Here is a 17,507-nt window from a genome sequence, read left to right as displayed (position 1 = left end):
GTCAGCCCTCTTTCGCCGGCGCTGCCGAGGTCGACAACTGTCGGCTCGCCACCAGCAACGCCAGCACGTGCGCCGCCAGCAACAGGCACAGGCCTGCCCCCAACGGCCAGATGAACAAGTCGCGTTTGGGCTGATGGCTGAGGGTGGTGACCTTGTGCGGGGTGATCTGGTCCAGGGTTTCGTACACAACCTGCAGTGCCTGGCTGTCGTCGGCGCGGAAAAACCTGCCGCCGGTCAGCTGGGCGATCTGCCGCAATGCTTCAAGGTCGACCTTCTGCTCGCCGGTTGCCGCAGGGTCGCCAATGCCGATGGTGTGCACCACAATGCCATGCTCATGCGCCAGGCGCGCCGCATGCTCGGGGGTGATGGCGCTGCCGGTGTCGTTGCCATCGGTGAGCAGGATCAAGACCTTGTCCTGCTCCTTGGCCTTCTGCAGCATCTTGATGGTCAGCCCCAGGGCATCGCCCAGCGCCGTGTTCGGCCCGGCCATACCGATGCCGACTTCGTCCAGCAACATCAGCAGGCTGGCATGATCCAGGGTCAGCGGGGCCTGCGGGTAGGCACCGGTGCCGAACACGATCAGGCCGATACGGTCATCCTTGCGCCGGGCGATGAAGTCGCGCACCACCGCCTTTACCGCCGTCAGGCGATCGCTGCGCTGGCCGTCGGGGCCGGTATAGTCGGTGGCCTGCATCGACTGCGAGATATCGATGGCCAGCATGAGGTCGCGGGTCGGCTGCTGGTGCTGGAGGGGTTTCTCGACCAGCACCGGCCGCGCGCATGCCGCTACCAACAGCGTCCAGACCACAACGTTGAGCAGCAGTTGCCAGCGTGCGCCGCTGCCCTCGCGCTTGCCGGCCGGCATGCCGACCGCACGGCTCATGGCCGCAAAAAATGGCACCCGCAATGCGCTGCGCGCCTCGTGATACGGGCTCAGGCGCCGGTAGCCCAGCCACGCCAACGGCAGCAGCAGGAACACCCAAGGGTAGTCAAACTGCCACATGATCGCGGATCCAGTGCCGGCAGGTGGCCAGCAACGCCTGCACCTCTGCACCCTGCAGCGCCAGCAGCTGGGCGTCGGGTGCGTAGGCCAGCAGTTGCAGTTGGGCGGCGAACTGCGCCGGCAACGGCTGCGCAGTCTGTTTTTGCAGAAACGCCTGCCAATGCGGCCCGCCAAGGGCGCCGACGGCGGGCGCCGAGGGCATCGACAACGCCACACGCTTGATCAGCTCGGGCAGTTCGCGCAGTGCCGTCCGCTGCTGCCCGGCCTGCTGCTCCAGCCAGGCGAGCCGGGCCAATGCCTCGCGGCGGTAGCGATCACGCTGCCAGCGCCGCCAGCGCAGTACCGCCCACACCAGCACGGCCAGCACCAGCAGCCCCAGCAATACGCCCCAGCCCCAGGTCTGCGGCGCATAGCTGAATGGCGGGGTGCCAGGCGCCAGCCCCTGCAACTGGTCGATGGCGGGAACCTTGGCGCTGCTCATCGGGCAACCTCACTCAGGCGCCCCAGCTCGCGACGCAATTGCTCAAGGCTGTCATCACCGCTGCTGATCAACATCAGCGGTACCTGGCTGCGGCGCAGCAAGTCGGCCACGTCGCGCAGGCGGCCGCTGAGGAAATCGGACAACGGCCGGTGAACCTGCCGGCGCCCCACCTCCAGCTCGGCCTGCGCCGAACCCTGGGTGATGGTCAACCGGCCGTGGTCCGGCAGTTGCAGGGCAATCGGGTCGTACACCTGCAGGGCGATGACATCGTTGTGGCTGCGCAGCTGGCGCAGCAGGCCCAGGGTCTGCTCGCTGACACCGGCAAAGTCGCTGATCAGGCAAATCAGGTGATCGTGCCCTGCACTGGCAATACAATTGCGCAGGACCTGATCGAGCAGCCGGTCATGCTCCTGGTCCGCACCCGCCACCGACAGCGCATGGTTGGCACGCACCAGCGCGGTAAAAAAAAGCTGAACCCGGCTGCGGCTGCGCAGTGGCGCAATGTGCTCGACCCGCTCGGCGCCGATCACCAGCCCGCCAACCCGATCCCCGGCATGGAAGGCGATCCACGCACACAGCGCCGCCAAGTGCGCCGCAGTCACCGACTTGAAGTCGCGCTGCGAACCGAAGTACATGCTCATGCGCTGGTCCACCACCACCAGCGTTGGCCGGTCGCGCTCTTCGGTAAAACTGCGCACGAACGGCTTGCCGTGGCGCAGCGAGGCGCGCCAGTCCAGATGCCGCAGATCATCGCCTGGCTGGTAGCGGCGCAGCTCGTCGAAGCTCAGGCCCCTGCCGCGCAAGCGCGAGGCATGGTTGCCGGAAAGGATGCTCGACAGCGGCTGGCGGGCAATGAAGCTCAGGCCCCGGGCACGCGGCTCCAGGGCCATCAGCTGGGCCATGGTGGTGTAGACGTGGCCGTCGGCAGACGGCGTGGTCACTGGCATGAGCGTGCCCTCAGGCAGGTATGGCGACTTTGTCCAGCAGCCGGTCGATGACCTGGTCGGCGCCCACGCCATCGCTGATGGCGTCGTAGGTCAGCTGCAGGCGGTGGCGCAGGACCGGGTGGATGATTGCCCGCACATCGTCCGGGGTGACGAAAGCGCTGCCGCTGAGCCAGGCATGCGCACGCGATACCCGGTCCAGGCTGATGCCACCGCGTGGGCTGGCGCCGATCTTGATCCAGCGGCCCAGGTCCGGGTCATGCTCGGCGCCATGGCGGGTCGCGTTGATCAGGCCGATCAGGTAGCGGTCGATCGCTTCGCTGACGTGCACCTGGCCGATCTCCTGGCGCGCGGCAAAGATCACCTCCTGGGCAAGCTGCTGCGGCGCGGCCTGCTGCCCCTGCGCCGCCTGGTCCTCTGCCCGCACCAGGCGCAACACCTGGGTTTCATCGTCGGGGCTTGGGTAGTCCAGTTGCAGCTTCATCAGAAAGCGGTCCATCTGCGCCTCGGGCAGCGGGTAGGTGCCCTCCTGCTCGATGGGATTCTGTGTGGCCAGTACCATGAACAGGCCCGGCATCGGGTAGCTTTTGCCGGCCACGGTGATCTGGCGCTCCTCCATGGCTTCGAGCAGCGCCGCCTGGACCTTGGCCGGCGCCCGGTTGATTTCGTCGGCAAGAATGACGTTGCCGAACAGCGGCCCGGGCTGGAACTCGATGACATTGCCGCGTTCGCTCTGCTGCAGGATCTCCCCGCCGGTGATGTCGGACGGCAGCAGGTCGGGGGTGAACTGGATGCGCCGCATCTGCGCATCCAGGTGCGTGGCCAGGGCCTTGACCGTGCGCGTCTTGGCCAGCCCGGGCAGGCTCTCGAGCAGGACATGGCCGTTGGCCAGAAGCCCGAGCAGCACATGATGAATGGTGTCGGCCTGCCCCAGCACCTTCTGCCCGACTGCCGCTTGCAGCGCGATGACGTGTTCGTAAGTGTTCACGATCCCTCCTCGCCCGACCGCCATGAACCTGTAACTCTAGTTGTCCGCCCCAAGTGCGCAAACACCGTTACTCGGCTTGACGCCAGTAAGGCTCGATGGCCTGCAGCCGCGGGTCGTCCGGCGCCGCCTCGCGCATGCGCTTGACGTAAGCGAATGCCTGCTGGCGTTCGCCGGCCAGTGCGTGCAGGTAAATCAGTGAGTACAGCAGGTCGGCATCGCCCGGTGACTGCTGCAGGCCTTGGCGTAGCGCTTGCAGCGCATCGTCACGGCGGTTCATGCGCGACAGCAACAGGCCCTGGTTGTAGTGGATACGGGCGTTGCCGGGCAACGCCTCGGCCGCCTGTTGCAGCCAGCCCAGCGCCTGCCCGGCATCGCCGCGTTCGACCAGCAGCAGCGCCAGCATGTAGGCCAGGTTGCCGCGGTCGGTGACGGGCATGTTGCGCAGCGCCACGCCCTCGCGCAGCAATGCTTCGGCCTCGTCCAGGCGTTGCCCGGCACTGGCCAGGGTCACCAGGTTGACCCGCGCCGGTACGAAATACGGGTCCATGTGCAAGGCTTGGCGGTATTCGTTCATCGCCTCTTCGTCGCGGCCCTGTCGCGACAGCAGCACCGCCAGGTTCAGGCGCCCACCGGGCAGGTCGGCGTTGCCGCGCAGCCGCTGCTCATAGTCGGCCAGCAAAGAGCTGAAGGTTTCACGCTGCTGCTCAGGCAGCTGCTCGGGCGCGACGTCGGCCAGGGCCCGCACGGTCTCGTCACGCACGGCGCGGGTCGGGTCCGCCAGCAAGGGCAGCAAGGCCTGGATGCGTTGCTGTGGTTCGACACTGGTAAAGCCGGACACCGCGTAGGCCCGCACCAGCGGCTCCTTGTCCTGCAGCGCCCAGCGCAGGTTGCTGGTGGCCGAGGGGCCCAGGTCGGCCAGTTGGTCGGCAGCGGTGGCACGGACGATGGCGGGGTTGGCCTTGTCGGCGAGCAGGTAGCCCAAGCGGCTGAGGGTGGTGCCCGGGTCCTGCTGCACCGCGTGGAAGGTTTGCCCGTAGTGGTTGGGGCGCGCCGGGCTGGCGAACCACTGGTCGATGGCCTTGGCCGCCCATGCCGCGGGCTGGCCCTGGTGGCAGGCCGTGCAGGCGTCGGGGCTGGCAGTCTGCTCGGCAAGGTCCGGGCGCGGGATACGGATGCTGTGGTCGCGGCGCGGGTCGAGCACCATGTAGGTCTTGCTCGGCATGTGGCAGTTCACGCATTGGGCCCCCGGCGAGCCGACAGGGTGATGGTGGTGCGCCGGGCTGTCGTAGTCCTTGGCCTGCAGGCCGGAAAAGCGTGCAGTATCGGGCTGAGGGTTGTGGCATTGCAGGCACAGGCCATTGCCTTCGATACGCACTTTGGTGGTATGCGGGTCGTGGCAGTCGGTGCAGGTAACCCCTGCGCCATACATCTTGCTTTGGGCGAACGAGCCGAACTCGTAGACCTCGCCGTCGATCTGCCCGTCGGCGTGGTAGAGCCCCGTGCGCAGGGTTGCGGGCAGGCTCTGGTCGAGCTGCGGATGCCCCGGCAACTGGCCGCTGCCCAGGCCCTGGCGGCGGCTATGGCAATAGGCGCACTGCTCCACCACGCCCTTGCTGCCCAGTGCCTTGAAGTTCACCGCCAGGCCATTGCCGGCCTGGCCTGGGGGCTTGCCTGCCGAGTGTTCACGGGCCCAGTCCACATGCGCCTGCCCCGGCCCGTGACACGCCTGGCACCCGACGGTCTGCTCCTGCCAGGTGGTGGCGAAGCTGTCGTGCCGGTCGTCGTAGTGCTTGGCCAGACGGGTGGAGTGGCAGTCGGCGCACATGCCGTTCCAGTTCTGGTAGCGGCCGGTCCAGTGCAGGGGGTCACCCGAGGTGAAACGCTGGCCTGGGTACAGCGAAAACCAGCGCTGGCCACCCTGCGTCTGCGGGCGGCTGTCCCAGGCGATGGTCAGGGCTTGCAGACGCCCCCGGGAAAGCTCCACCAGGTACTGTTGCAACGGGTCATGGCCGAAGGTGTAGCGAACCTGGAATTCGGCCGGTTTGCCATCCTCGCCTTCAAGGGTGACGTAATAGCCCTCGCCCTTGCGGTAGAAGTGGGCCTGCACGCCGTCTGCGTCGTAACGCACATCGTCGAAGTTGCCCAGCACGTTGCCGGCAGTGGGCTCGCGCAGTGCCCAGGCGTGGTCGGAATGCTGCCAGAGGCCTGCCTGCCCGGCATGGCAGCCCTGGCAGGTGTCGGCATCGGCATAGCCTTCCCTGTCTGCGGCCAGCGCAGGTGAAGCGCCCTCCGCGGCCTGCGCGCTGAAGGTCATCAGCAACATCGACAGCAGCAACCAGGCCCTGAAAAAGCCCGAAAGGGCCGGCGCGCAACCATAGGTCATCGAGCAACTCCCTGTGCTGATCAAGTTGCGAAGAACACGATGATCGGCCCGCACACGGCGAGCAGTACGTTGGAGATCGCGTAACACACGGTGAAGCCGACCACGGGGGTGTTGCTGCCGGACATTTCGATGACTTTGTTCATCGAGGCTGCCTCGGTCTGCGCGCCCGCCAGGGCGCCGAGCAGGATCATCGGGTGCAGGCGCAATACATAGCGGCCGAAGTACAACGCGACCAGCGGCGGCGGCAGCGTCACCAGCATGCCAGAAAGCAGCAACGCCAGCCCTTGCTCGCGCATCGCCTCGAAGGCGGCGGGGCCGGCCAGCAAGCCCACCACTGCACCGAAGGCCGTCAGGCCGAACTCGGAAAATGCCCACTGCGCGGCGGCGGGCATGGCGCCGATTTCCGGATGGCGCGAGTTGTACCACCCGATCAGCAACGCCACCAGCAGCACCCCACCTCCCACACCCAGTTCGATCGGGATCATGCCGATATGGGTCGACAGCATGCCAAGCAACGCACCCAGCACCATACCCAGCGCGTGCACGGCGATATCCGATTTGTAGGTGCGCTGACGGATCCTGCCCAGTTCAGCGGCCAGCGCCTCGACGCTGGCGGTGCGCCCGGTCAGGGTGATCACGTCGCCCCGGCGCAGCACCGTGTTGGGCAACGCCGGCAGTGGCAGGCCTTGGCGGGTGATTTCATCGATAAAACAGCCCATGCGCCCGGCGCCGACCAGGCGGGTGCGGATCTGGTGCAGCGTATGGCCATGCAGCGCGGCGTTGGTAAGCACGATGTCGGCAGTGCGCGTGGGAAACGACAGCGAACGCGGGTCATCGACCTCAGGGCCTACCAGGTACGCGAGGTCGGCAACCGACTCACGCAGCGCGTAAATGCCCAGGATATCGCCTGACGCCAGTACCAAAGCGGGGTCGCGCTCCAGCACCTGCGTGCCGCGCACCACCCGCTCGACGCTCAACGCCGGAAAGTCGCGCTCGATGGCAGCGATGCTGCGGCCGACCAGCTGCCCGGCCTGCAACTGATGGGCACGCACGACGATACGGGTGTACGGGATACTCAGCACTTCGTCCTGATTGTCGATGCCCAGCTCGGCTTCCAGCTCGCGGGCTGAAGCGCGCACATCGATACGCAGCAGCTTTGGCGCGATGGTGCCGACGAACACGATCAGGCCGACAGTGCCGAACAGGTAGGTAATGGCATAGGCCACCGCCATATGGCTGTTGAGTTGCGCCTTGTCGGCGTCTGCCAGGCTCAAATGCGCAATCGCGCTGCTGGCGGTGCCCATGATTGCGGTGTCGGTCAGCGCCCCGGCCCCAAGCCCTGCGGTAAACCCGGCATCGAAACCGTAGACCACGTTCATCAGCAGGATGCTGCCGAGCGCTGTCATGCACAGCACCAGGGAAAACACCACCAGCTTCAGGGTGCCACGGTTGAGGCTGCCGAAAAATTCCGGGCCGCTTTTGAAGCCCACGGCATAGATGAACAACACGAAGAACACCGATTTCAGCTCGACCGGCACGTCCACGCCGACCTGGCCGATGGCCAGGCCCACCAGCAATGCGCCCGCCACCGAGCCCAGATGGAAGCTGCCAATGTGCAGGCGACCGAGCAGCACACCCAGGGCGATGGCGAGGAATACGGCAATTTCCGGGTTGCCGCGCAAGGCGTGGAGGATGAACTCGGTCATGGCTGCGCATCCTTGTGCTGCTCCGAGGCCGGGGCCATGTACCAGCGCTCGCGGGGTACGCGCTTTTCCTGTTCGGGGTCGCCAAGGTAATGCGGCGACATGATCTGCACCCCGTACTCGTTGAACACGTCCTGAATATTGGCGTGCAACACGGTCAGCAGTTCGGCGCGTGGCCGGGGCTCGCTGGGCACGGCCTGGGCCACCAGGCGGTACTCGGGGTAGAAATCCGACAACGCCGTCTGGAACACCTGTGCGGGTGGGGCTTCAACCACGCCGGGGGTGCGCCTGGCCGCCTCCAGCAGCATGGCCTCCACTTGCCGCCACGGCGTGTCGTAACCGATGGTGACCGTGGTATCGACGACATACCCCTGCCCTTGCACCACCCGTGAGTAATTCTTGGTCACGGAACCTGTGATCATCGAATTGGGCAGCGTCAGCACCTCGCCAAGGCCGGTGCGGATACTGGTGGTGAACATGCCCACCTCGGTCACCGTGCCCTCGTGCTCGCCAATGCGCACGAACTCGCCGGGCCGCAGCGTGCGCGTGTAGGTAAGGATCAACCCCGACGCCGCCTGGCCGACCACGCTGGAGGCACCCAGCGAAATCATCAGGCCGATCAGCACCGACAGCCCTTTGAAGGCCTCGGTGTCGGCCCCTGGCAGGTAGGGGTAGGCCATTGCGAGGGCGAACAGCCAGATCGCCAGCGCGGTGAGGCGCATGGTGGGTTGCAGCGTTTCCTGGTTGAGCCAGGAGATAGTCCCGGGCCGAGCCAGGCGTTCAAGCAGGCGCTTGCTGAAGGCGCTGAAGCCCCGCGCAAGAAAGAAGATCAGCAGTGCGATGACCATGCCGGGAATCGCCGCGATCACACCATCGAGCACATGGCGCAGCAACGCGACGAGGTACTGGTTGAGGCTTTCGCCCCACGCGCGCGTGTAGGGAAAACGCTGCAGCACGAAGGTCAGCCATTCATAGGTCAGCAGTGCCACCAGCGACCAGCGCAACAGCGCCAGCAGGCGACGCACCAGCGGGAACAGGTTGCTGGTGTCCATCAACGGCGTCTGGCCGATACGTAGCGCGCTGGTGTGCTTGCGCATGTGCTTGGGCAACCATGACAGCGCCTTGCGGTGCAGCCAACCCACCCCCTTGAGCAACAGCAGATAGAGCACGGTGGCCGCGCCACTCAGGCCTGCGGCCATCAGCAGAAAGCGCACGCTGCGTGCCTGGCCGGACTCCTCCACCACTTGCCGCAGGCGCTGCGCAGCCGCTTCGGCGGCCTGCCGGGCGCCAACGTCGGTGGCACCCAGGTCCAGAGGCGAGACGATGAACGCGCGACGATTGCCCAGCAGCACCATGTAGCTGTCCTGAATGGCGTCGACACTCACCGTGCTGGCGTCGCTCTCATCCAGAATCTCGCGAATCACCCCTTCAGCACGTTGCACCCGCACCGCTGGCGTTTCGCCAAGCAGGGTGGCCTGCAGGGTGATGATGGTGCGGTTGCCGACTTTCAGCTGCGCCGGTTCTGCGGTAATCGTGGCCACTTGCTCGACAGCCAGCCCTTGCAGCGGCAGCACGATGAAGGCAAGCAGCAGTGATGCAAACCACGCGGAAAACCGATTGCCCATGTGCAACGCGCTCCCTCTGATCACCCTGCCGCCGGTGCTGCGCCCAGCGTATCAGCAGCCTAGTACAGCACCCTTAACACGCAAACACGCTCAGGGCACTATCGCGCCCTGCGCAGGGCATGCCTGCTGGCCAGGTCGATCGCTGCGGGCGATCAGCTCTGCAAGCTTGCGCACGTTCTGCTGATGCGCCTCGACCAGGCTTTCGACGGTGTTGTCAGCGGGGGTCTGGACGATGCTGCGGCAGGTAAGCGCCTGCGCTGCTCCGGCGCGCTGCAGGCGCCAGCGCACGTCGACCAGGGCATGCTGGCCTGGCACCGAATCGAAGCGCTGCACATCCAGCCGCACGGTAGAGGCAGTACTGCCGCCAGCCGCCCCACCCAGCTGGTCCTGCAGAGCACTGCGGAACTCATCCACCAGGTTGGCGCCCCACCATTGCGTTTCCAGGATGGCCAGCCCGCTGCTGCCCTGGCGCACTACCAGCTGCGGGCGGTCCACCTGGGGCGGCATGCTGACCCGCTCCACCCGAACCTGGCTGCGCGCTCCCTGGTCCATCGGCACCGGCACCAAGGTGTGATAGCTCACCGGTGCACCACTGCAGCCGGCCAGCAGCACGCCGCTGGCAACCAACCACCCCATCCACCGCTTTGGCATAACGTGCTCCATGATCAGCCTTGTCAGGGCTGCAGGTTGTCGGCATCCACACCTTTGGGTTTGCCGCGGATCAGCGATTCCGGGTGCCGGCCAAGGTAATCGGTAAGGTCGCGGACCGAGCGCGACATGCGGTCCAGCTCGTCAAGGGTTTCACCCAGGCGCTCTCGCTGCGGCGAGTTTTCCGAGATCGCCGAATTGGCGGTGTTCACCGTTTTGCGGATGTCATCGAGGGTCCTGGTGACACCCGGCAGCGTCTGGCTGTTGAATTGTTTGAGGCTGCGCTGCAGTTCTGACAGGTTGTTATCCAGGCCGCTGGCGATGCGCTCGAGCGGCAATTCACGCAAGCGGTCGACCAGGCCCTGCAACTGCTCCTGCACCCGCTCCAGGCTGCCGGGGATGGTCGGAATGCGCAGTGGGCCTGGTGAGCTGTCGAAAGCGACCTTGGCCGCATCGGGGTAGAAGTCCAGGGCGATGTACATCTGCCCGGTGATGAGGTTGCCACTGCGCGCCTGGGCGCGCAGCCCATGCTCGACAAAGCTGCCGATCAGTTGCCGGGTAGCGGTTTCGTCATCGCTGTCGGGGTCGCGCGCCTTGAGCATCTTGGCCTGCACCGGCCCCAGGCGTTGTGGAAAGACCACCGCATCGACCATGACCGGAAACGTCTGCTTCTGCTCGTCGTAGTCCAGCTGTATGGCAGTGACTTTTCCGAACGGTACCCCCATGAACTCGACCGGCGCGCCAACCGACAAGCCGCGCAAGGCCTGCTCGAAGCGCAGGCGCAAGTGCCGTGACCGGCCGCTGGGCGGAGCCAACGCGGCCTCGCGGTCGGCAAACAGGCGAAAACGCTGCTGATCGGCAGCCAGCTCGGCTTGCTCGGCAAAGGCCGGAGTGCCAAACGCCAGGCCGCCGACCAGCAGTGCTGAAAGCGACTCGGTGTTGATCTTCACCCCGTCGGCGCCCACCTTCACATCAATGCCGCTGGCGTTCCAGAAGCGTGAGTCGTGGGTGACAAATGCGTCGTAAGGGGCGTTGACGAAGATGTCCACATCGACCCCGCGGCCATCTTCACGCAAGGCGTACGACACCACCTGCCCGACCGGGATCTTGCGGTAGTAGATGGACGAGCCGATATCCAGCGAGCCAAGGTCCCGGGCGGTCAGCACGAAGCGCTTGCCCTTTTCGCCATAGGTTATCGGCGGTGGCGTCTCCAGCCCGGTGAACCTGTTTTGCGGGCCACCCGACTGCCCGGCATCGGCGCCGATGAAACTCCCCGAGAGCAAGGTGTCGATGCCGCTGACGCCACCGGCACCGATGCGTGGGCGCACCACCCAGAAGCGCGCGCCTTCGCTGGCGAACGATTGCGCATCCTTGTTCAATTGCACTTTCACCACCACGCTGTTGCGGTCGTCGGCCAGCTCTACCGATGTCACCCCACCGATCACCACGCTGCGGTATTTGACCGGGGTTTTCTGCGCCACCAGGCCGTCACCGGTACGAAACGAAATCGAGATCACCGGGCCTTCCTGCATCCAGTTGCGCACCACCAGCGAGGCGCCGACCAGCAGCGCCAGGATCGGCACGATCCAGACCAGTGAAATGTTCCAGCGCCGGCTGCGCACTTCGGGTTGGCCAGGCACCGGCTGGCCTTGCGATTCCTGCATCGGTCAGGCCTCCTTCTCGGCTGGGGCGTGGTCCCAGATCAGCCGCGGGTCGAAACTCATTGCCGAGAGCATGGTAAGTACCACCACCAGGCCGAAGAACAGGATGCCCGCACGCGGCTCGATGGTGCCGAGTTCGCGCAGTTGCACCAGCGCCGCCACCAGCGCCACCACCAGCACATCGAGCATCGACCAGTAGCCGATCAGCTCGACGAAACGGTACAGCTTCGAGCGCTGCCGGCAGCCCTTTCGGCTACGCCGCTGTGCGCTCGACAGCAGCAGGGTCAGCGAGGCGAACTTGACCACCGGCACACCGATACTGGCGATGAAGATGATCAGCGCGATGTCCCACGCCCCCTCTTCCCAGAACTCGATCACCCCACCGACGATGGTGCTGTCGATGCCCTGGCCGAGCATTGTCGTGTGCATTACGGGCAAGGCGTTGGCTGGAATGTAGAACACCAGGGCTGCCAACAGGTACGCCCAGCCGCGGCTGATTGCATCGTGCTTGCGCGAGTGCAGGGGTGCGCCGCAGCGCGGGCACTGATGGCGATTGTGGCGCAGGTCTGCGGCAAGGCCACAGCCATGGCACAGGCACAGCTGCAGTTCGGCGGCCAGCGGCGGGTTGCTCATACCTGCTCCCAGAGATCGCGAATGTCACGCCCGGCAATCAGGATGATCAGTACGCTCAACGCGGCCAGGGCCACCAGGCCGATGCCCGGTATCACCTGCAACAGGCCGGCCAGCTTGATCACCGCAACCAGCGCCCCCAGCAGGCACACTTCAAGCATGCTCCAGGGCCGTAGGCCTTCCAGCGCGCGCATGCACATGGCGAACCCTGGCGCCCGCCGCCGGCCTACGGCAAAAGCCAGCAGCCAGATCAGCAATGCAACCTGCAGCATCGGCGCGAGGATGATCGCCAGGGCCACCACCAAAGCGATGAAGGTAATGCTGCCGTGGCTCAGGATCATCACCGAATCCCACAGCGTCGCAGCATTGCGCAGGCCCTGCATGCTGATCGACATCACCGGGTAAAGGTTGGCGAACGCCAGCAGCACGGCGCCGGTGATGCTCAGGGCCAGGCGTTGTTGCACGGTAATGCGAACAGGCCGCTGCAGGACCCCACCGCAGCGGCTGCATACCGCGCGCTGGGACGGCTGCAACTGGGTGCGCTGATAAACAGCGTCGCAGTATTCGCAGATGATGGCACCAGCCAGGGCTGTGCCGGGCGCTCTTTCGGCAACACTGGCCATGCACAAGTCCCTCCCCGTTTGTTCCGAGCAAGCGTAGACCATGCTTTACAGAACCACATAAAGCCGGTGAGGTATGCGCTTAGCGACTGGACAAGGTCCTGCATGTAAGGTTGAAGTTGCAGATCAACTAATTGCCTATGTCAAAACGTATTGGTTATTGCGAAAGTGACTAAGAACACGCTGCGCCTATCATCCGGCCGGAAAACACTGGTGTATCAATCTTTGCATGTGAAAAAAACGTTCTACGCTAGTTCGACACCCCTTCTCATTCGCAATAGGTTTGCACAGCCGGAATGCTCGGCGAATTCGATCGAGCATGCTGCGGGGCCCGTAGGCCCGGACCGGCGTAGCCACCATCTATGCGCAGGTAATTCGAGGCCGAAGGAGCCCTAACATGAAGTCCAAATTGCTACTGTCCACACTTTGCGCAGCCTCGCTCGCGCTTGGCGGATGCGCCAGCAAGTACGTCGAGTCCGATCAGTATTCCGGTTTTCTCAAGGACTACAGCATGCTGAAGGAAGACAAGTCGCCTTCTGGTGCACCGGTCATGCGCTGGATAAAGCCGGGGGTCGATGTCAACCGTTACCGCAGCGTCTATATCGAACCCAGCCAGTTTTATCCACGGCCGCAGCCCACCGAGAAGATCCCGGGAAGTACCCTGCAAGGCATCACTCGATATTACGACCAGGCATTACGCACGCAATTCTCCAAGGCATTGCCGCTGGCCAACGCCCCAGGCCCTGGCGTGCTGGTAGTACGCCCGGCGATCACCGCAGTCAGCGCGCAGACCAAGAGCCTACGGCCCTATGAAGTGATCCCGATCGCCCTGGTGGCGGCCGGTGTGAGCGCCGCTACCGGCATTCGTGACCAGGACACCAGCATCGCCACCGAGGCGGTGTTCCTCGATGGCGACAGCAACCAGGTGGTCGCCGAAGTGGTGCGTAAAGGGGCTGGCGCGCAGCTGGACGATTCCTCGCAGGTGATGCAGGCCAAAGATGCCAAGGCGGTGCTCGATGGCTGGGCGTTGGACATGGTCAAGTCGTTCCAGCAGTTGAAAGCCAAGTAAGCGTCAGCGCCCTCGGGTTCGGTCCAGCTACCGCCCTGAAGGCTCCCCGTAGCGAGCGGGCCTGCTTCGGGCCCGCCCCCGCAGAGGCTGCAGCATGCTCAACCACAGCCCCCATGCATTTTATCGCCGCTATCTGCCCGCCCTTGCCTACGGCCTTGGCCTGAGCATGAGCAATACCTGGGCTGGCGGGATCCTGATCTATGAAGCGGGGCAGGAAGGCAATGGCCTGGCGAACGCCGGTGCCGCCGCGCTGGCCAGCGACCCCAGCGTGCTGATGAGCAACCCGGCAGGCATTGCCCAGTTGCGCGGCACACAGATCAGCGCGAATGCCCAGGTGATACTCGGTGACATCCGCTTCTCTCGCGACAGCAACAATCAGTTTGCCGGCAACGAGGGCGGCAATAGCTTGCAGTACCTGCCAGGTGCCAGCCTGTTCATCAGCCACCAGCTGGATGAGCGCGCCGCCATCGGTTTTGGCATGTATGGCAACTTTGGCCTGGCACTGGACTACGACGATGACTGGACCGGGCGCTATTTCACCCAGGAGGCCGCCGTAATCGGGGTGTCGCTGCAGCCAACATTCGCCTACCAGTTTACCGATGACCTTTCCGTAGGTGTCGGCCCGCGCTTCATGTACGCCTACTACCGCACCGAAATGGCGATCAACAACAACCTGCTCGGCGTGACCGACCGGCCTGACGGGCAGCTGGAATACAAGGACACCGACTGGGGCACCGGCGTCAACGTGGGTTTGCTCTACAAGCTTGGCGAACGGACCCGGATCGGCCTGGCCTATACCAGCAAGATCGACCTCGAATTCAAGGACAGCCCGCACGTAAGCAACATCAGCAACCCGCTGCTTAGCGCCGCCCTGAACCGGCTGGATGTCGACAGCCTCGAACTGGACATGGCGGTACCGCAGACGGTGCTGCTGAGCGTTGCCCACCAGCTCGACGAGCAATGGACCTTGCTGGGCAGCCTCGGCTGGCAGGACTGGAGCGAGTTCGGGGAGATTGGCGTAGAAGTCGATACCAACGCTGCCGGCACCAGCCGCACCGTCGAGCGCCGCTACAAGGACACCTGGCACGCCTCGCTGGGTGCGCAGTACCAGGTCACCCCCAAGCTGCGCTGGAACATGGGCGTGGGCTATGACAGTTCAGCGGTGGATGACAAAGACCGCACGGTGGACAACCCGATGAACGAAACCTGGCGGCTGGCAACCGGATTCAACTATCAGGTCGAAGAAGGCCTGGATATTCACCTGGCCTATACCCTGGTGTGGTTGGGTGACATGGATGTCGAGCAGACCAAAGCACGCTCAGGTAACAGCCTATCCGGCAGCTATCGAAATGCGGCGCTGCATATTGTGGGGGGCGGTGCTACCTGGCGGTTCTGAGGGGGTCGATCGCAGCGGGAGGGGAATCCGTGCAAACCGCGCCGAACAACGATGAGCTTTTTGTGAAAGCGGGGCGTTCGGCGGCATCGAGCGCGAACTCTAAGATGCCAACATTGCCTTCTGGCGCCAAATGAATGTAGACATGACGATTTTCCACTCGCCCATCAAGGATGTCGTTGCTGTTGGCTGACGGCCTCATGACCGGTGAACGACAACACCTGAAAGTCGACATCGGCGTCTTCCAGGGCGAGGCTGAAGTGAGTTTCATCGCTAGGGTTGAACATGGGGGCTCTCCGTATCCGCAAGGTATCCTTCGGGTTGGCCGAACCAACGGCGCAATAACGAAAGGGGGGGCATCACCAGGGCCTGTTGCAGCACCCGGGCACCGGACTGGCGGGCCGCAGGGTCCAGCGCCAGGGCCTGGCGCAGTGCCGGCCATACCTTGGCCGGCAGGTTGGCAGGCCGGTCCAGCGACTGGCCTGGATGCTGTTTACCCATGGCTCGAGCACCGAGGTGACCAAACGGTTGCTTGCCGCCGGCCAACTCGTAAATGACGCAGGCGGCGGCGAACAGGTCGGAAGCTGTCGACAGGCGCGCGCCGTCGAGCAGCTCAGGGGCGGCATGGGCCGGGGTCCAAGCCCTGATACGATTGCGGCTGAGCCGTGCCAGGCCATCGAGCGGGGTCGTAAAGCTTGGTGCGGTTCAAATACAGCTCGATGGCCACCACGCGCTTTCCGCTGTTTGCCATGGCCGCCTTCGTTGGGCTGGTGGATGACTGGTACGGCGAGATATCCGCCGCTTCGAGGCGAGCCGCGAGTCCGGCTACCTCTACCACCGTGCCAAGGGGTGCGTTATGCCACTCGCAGTGCTGCCCTGGGTCGTTTATCTGACACTGCCGATGAGCGTGGTACCTGTCTTGATTCTATTACCAGCCGCGATTTCTCTGGGATTGGCAGTAAACCTGTCAGCCGCAGCCTTCAAAAGGCATCTCTAATCAGGCATTTCGGGAACGACATGAACCCATCAAGTAGCAATACCTATCAGCTTTGCTCTTTGATATAGAACTGAGCACACGTCGCCGCAGCACGACAGTTTATGATTGTCGAAAGGCTGCAGCGGCGACAGTGCAAAATATGACGACGTTACTCGTCCTCGTCTGCAGCCTCGGCCGCAGCCTTGTCATAGGCAGATTTGTACTCTTTAAAGCTGACTTCATTGTTCCCATCAGCGTCCATGGACGCAAGCTGCTGCTTAGCATATTTGTCAACAATATCAGAAATCGAAACATCACTTACAGCTTCTGAATAGTCCTCCCGAATCCCACTCACCAAGAGCGCACGAAATTCATCAACCGTAATCTTTCCATCACCATTCACATCAATCTTAGCAAAGTTTTCTTTCAGCTCTTGCTCGCTGCGGGCAATAGACATGACACACCTCAAAATATGAAAACATTGACAGCATTTATCTTCACGCACCAATAGACCTAGAAGCAACTGACAAAAATATCAGTACAGGTCTGCTGAACTCCAGCCTCCACGCTTTCAAACCAAACGCCAACCCAATGATTGTTTGATCCGTCAGTGCATTCTGGATGCCGCGCAGCACTGTATCGAACGCACAGTGCTGACCGAAGATGTGCGCGATGCATTACGGCGGCGCAGCGCTGATGTTTCATTACCTGAAGCCCGCCGCAACCGCCTCCAGGAAATGGCCGAGGCCATGGACCTGTTCTGCCAGGGCCTGGACGGTGAACTGTTCAACCGCCCCGGCACGCCCTGGCCCGAGGCGGATATCACCGTCGTCGACCTGGCCACCTTCGCCCGCGAGGGCTACAACGCCCAGTTGTCGATCGCCTACCTGTCCCTGCTCAACACGGTGAACAACATCGCCGAACGCGACCAGATGGTGACGTAGGACTTACGATGGGCTCACTTGGCTACTTCCCCGCAATGGATGTCGTACGCCAAGCGCTGCCAATGATTCTGGCGTTCTTAAAAATGGCCTTGGCTTATCTGCATACCACTTACTTTTCTAGTCGGCACCGTCGATCTCAAGACATTGATGACCATCACTTGTGCACAGTTCGCATTGCTTTTCGTCGACTTCTGGTTTCCGCTGGCACGTTGGATCGATAGCACAATCCTCGATGCGCTCTATGGCTGGGATTCGCCCCACTGCAACTTCAACTTGCTCATGGGGCTGAATAACTCATTCGGTGACATGCTACTGAACTTCGTAATGGGATCAATGTTCATCGTATTTCCGGGCTTCAGGGTGTCCGCGCTCACCTGGGTAGGATTCCGTATGGGCGGCGCCTTGCAGGGCTTGTCGGATGGTTCGAGAGCAGCAGCCG

Annotated in this window: 14 protein-coding genes and 4 pseudogenes; 5 read left to right on the top strand and 13 right to left on the bottom strand. The window is 63.7% G+C overall.

The features are described 5' to 3' along the window. Position 1: 1 nt before the first annotated feature. The 11 genes from AC5O5I_RS08630 to AC5O5I_RS08580 form a co-directional block, all read right to left on the bottom strand. Positions 2-1,003 carry a vWA domain-containing protein gene (locus AC5O5I_RS08630; protein WP_494512345.1) on the bottom strand — a complete coding sequence of 334 codons (1,002 nt, stop codon included), beginning with the start codon at positions 1,001-1,003 and terminating at the stop codon, positions 2-4. Next, positions 990-1,484: a DUF4381 domain-containing protein gene (locus AC5O5I_RS08625; RefSeq protein WP_494512344.1), complete on the bottom strand. Its 495-nt coding sequence runs from the start codon at positions 1,482-1,484 to the stop codon at positions 990-992. Before AC5O5I_RS08625 ends, AC5O5I_RS08630 begins: the two co-directional genes overlap by 14 nt. Then, on the bottom strand, positions 1,481-2,431 hold the full coding sequence (locus tag AC5O5I_RS08620) for a DUF58 domain-containing protein (RefSeq protein ID WP_494512343.1): 951 nt from the start codon (positions 2,429-2,431) through the stop codon (positions 1,481-1,483). The genes AC5O5I_RS08625 and AC5O5I_RS08620 overlap by 4 nt, the downstream gene beginning before the upstream one ends. A gap of 10 nt (positions 2,432-2,441) precedes the next feature. Continuing rightward, entirely contained in the window at positions 2,442-3,416 is a 975-nt protein-coding gene (locus AC5O5I_RS08615) for an AAA family ATPase (protein WP_172286298.1), read from the bottom strand. A gap of 67 nt (positions 3,417-3,483) precedes the next feature. Then, positions 3,484-5,739: a tetratricopeptide repeat protein gene (locus tag AC5O5I_RS08610; protein ID WP_494512745.1), complete on the bottom strand. Its 2,256-nt coding sequence runs from the start codon at positions 5,737-5,739 to the stop codon at positions 3,484-3,486. Positions 5,740-5,819: 80 nt separating this feature from the next. Next, positions 5,820-7,505 carry an aspartate-alanine antiporter gene (gene aspT / locus AC5O5I_RS08605; protein WP_494512342.1) on the bottom strand — a complete coding sequence of 562 codons (1,686 nt, stop codon included), beginning with the start codon at positions 7,503-7,505 and terminating at the stop codon, positions 5,820-5,822. Then, positions 7,502-9,127 (bottom strand): mechanosensitive ion channel family protein, encoded by a 1,626-nt coding sequence (locus tag AC5O5I_RS08600; protein WP_172286295.1) that lies wholly within the window; start codon positions 9,125-9,127, stop codon positions 7,502-7,504. Before AC5O5I_RS08600 ends, aspT begins: the two co-directional genes overlap by 4 nt. A 90-nt stretch (positions 9,128-9,217) precedes the next feature. Continuing rightward, positions 9,218-9,778 (bottom strand): PqiC family protein, encoded by a 561-nt coding sequence (locus tag AC5O5I_RS08595; protein WP_494512341.1) that lies wholly within the window; start codon positions 9,776-9,778, stop codon positions 9,218-9,220. A gap of 23 nt (positions 9,779-9,801) precedes the next feature. After that, on the bottom strand, positions 9,802-11,439 hold the full coding sequence (locus AC5O5I_RS08590) for a PqiB family protein (protein ID WP_172286293.1): 1,638 nt from the start codon (positions 11,437-11,439) through the stop codon (positions 9,802-9,804). A gap of 3 nt (positions 11,440-11,442) precedes the next feature. Then, complete coding sequence (locus tag AC5O5I_RS08585) at positions 11,443-12,069, bottom strand: paraquat-inducible protein A (protein WP_494512340.1); 627 nt, start codon at positions 12,067-12,069, stop codon at positions 11,443-11,445. After that, the gene (locus AC5O5I_RS08580; RefSeq protein WP_172286291.1) at positions 12,066-12,689 is read right to left on the bottom strand and encodes a paraquat-inducible protein A; all 624 of its coding nucleotides are present in this window, start codon (positions 12,687-12,689) and stop codon (positions 12,066-12,068) included. The genes AC5O5I_RS08585 and AC5O5I_RS08580 overlap by 4 nt, the downstream gene beginning before the upstream one ends. A 394-nt stretch (positions 12,690-13,083) precedes the next feature. On the opposite strand from AC5O5I_RS08580, the gene AC5O5I_RS08575 reads away from it, so the two are divergent. Together AC5O5I_RS08575 and AC5O5I_RS08570 are read left to right on the top strand one after the other, a co-directional pair. Next, a complete protein-coding gene (locus tag AC5O5I_RS08575) occupies positions 13,084-13,755 on the top strand; it encodes a DUF3313 domain-containing protein (protein ID WP_172286290.1) in 672 nt (223 codons plus the stop codon). Between the two features lie 166 nt (positions 13,756-13,921). After that, the gene (locus AC5O5I_RS08570; RefSeq protein ID WP_494512744.1) at positions 13,922-15,151 is read left to right on the top strand and encodes an OmpP1/FadL family transporter; all 1,230 of its coding nucleotides are present in this window, start codon (positions 13,922-13,924) and stop codon (positions 15,149-15,151) included. A gap of 270 nt (positions 15,152-15,421) precedes the next feature. Here the strand turns inward: AC5O5I_RS08570 and AC5O5I_RS08565 are convergent. Continuing rightward, a pseudogene (locus AC5O5I_RS08565) lies at positions 15,422-15,829 on the bottom strand (protein kinase domain-containing protein); the annotation flags it as partial. Positions 15,830-15,885: 56 nt separating this feature from the next. Between AC5O5I_RS08565 and AC5O5I_RS08560 the strand changes: the two are divergent. Then, a pseudogene (locus AC5O5I_RS08560) lies at positions 15,886-16,145 on the top strand (IncC plasmid conjugative DNA transfer DtrJ family protein); the annotation flags it as partial. 148 nt (positions 16,146-16,293) lie between these two features. On the opposite strand, the gene AC5O5I_RS08555 reads toward AC5O5I_RS08560, so the two are convergent. Continuing rightward, the gene (locus AC5O5I_RS08555; RefSeq protein ID WP_172222141.1) at positions 16,294-16,581 is read right to left on the bottom strand and encodes an EF-hand domain-containing protein; all 288 of its coding nucleotides are present in this window, start codon (positions 16,579-16,581) and stop codon (positions 16,294-16,296) included. Positions 16,582-16,723: 142 nt separating this feature from the next. Here AC5O5I_RS08555 and AC5O5I_RS08550 point away from each other — a divergent pair. Both AC5O5I_RS08550 and AC5O5I_RS08545 read left to right on the top strand, forming a co-directional pair. Then, positions 16,724-17,062: pseudogene (locus tag AC5O5I_RS08550) on the top strand (conjugative transfer ATPase); the annotation flags it as partial. After that, a pseudogene (locus AC5O5I_RS08545) lies at positions 17,047-17,503 on the top strand (conjugal transfer protein TraG N-terminal domain-containing protein); the annotation flags it as partial. The pseudogenes AC5O5I_RS08550 and AC5O5I_RS08545, both read left to right, overlap by 16 nt. Positions 17,504-17,507 lie beyond the last annotated feature (4 nt).

It is taken from the genome of Pseudomonas sp. 9_2_1 (genome assembly GCF_059295275.1).
The sequence above is the reverse complement of the archived record's forward strand: the minus strand, read 5'-3'. Positions and strand labels throughout refer to the sequence as shown.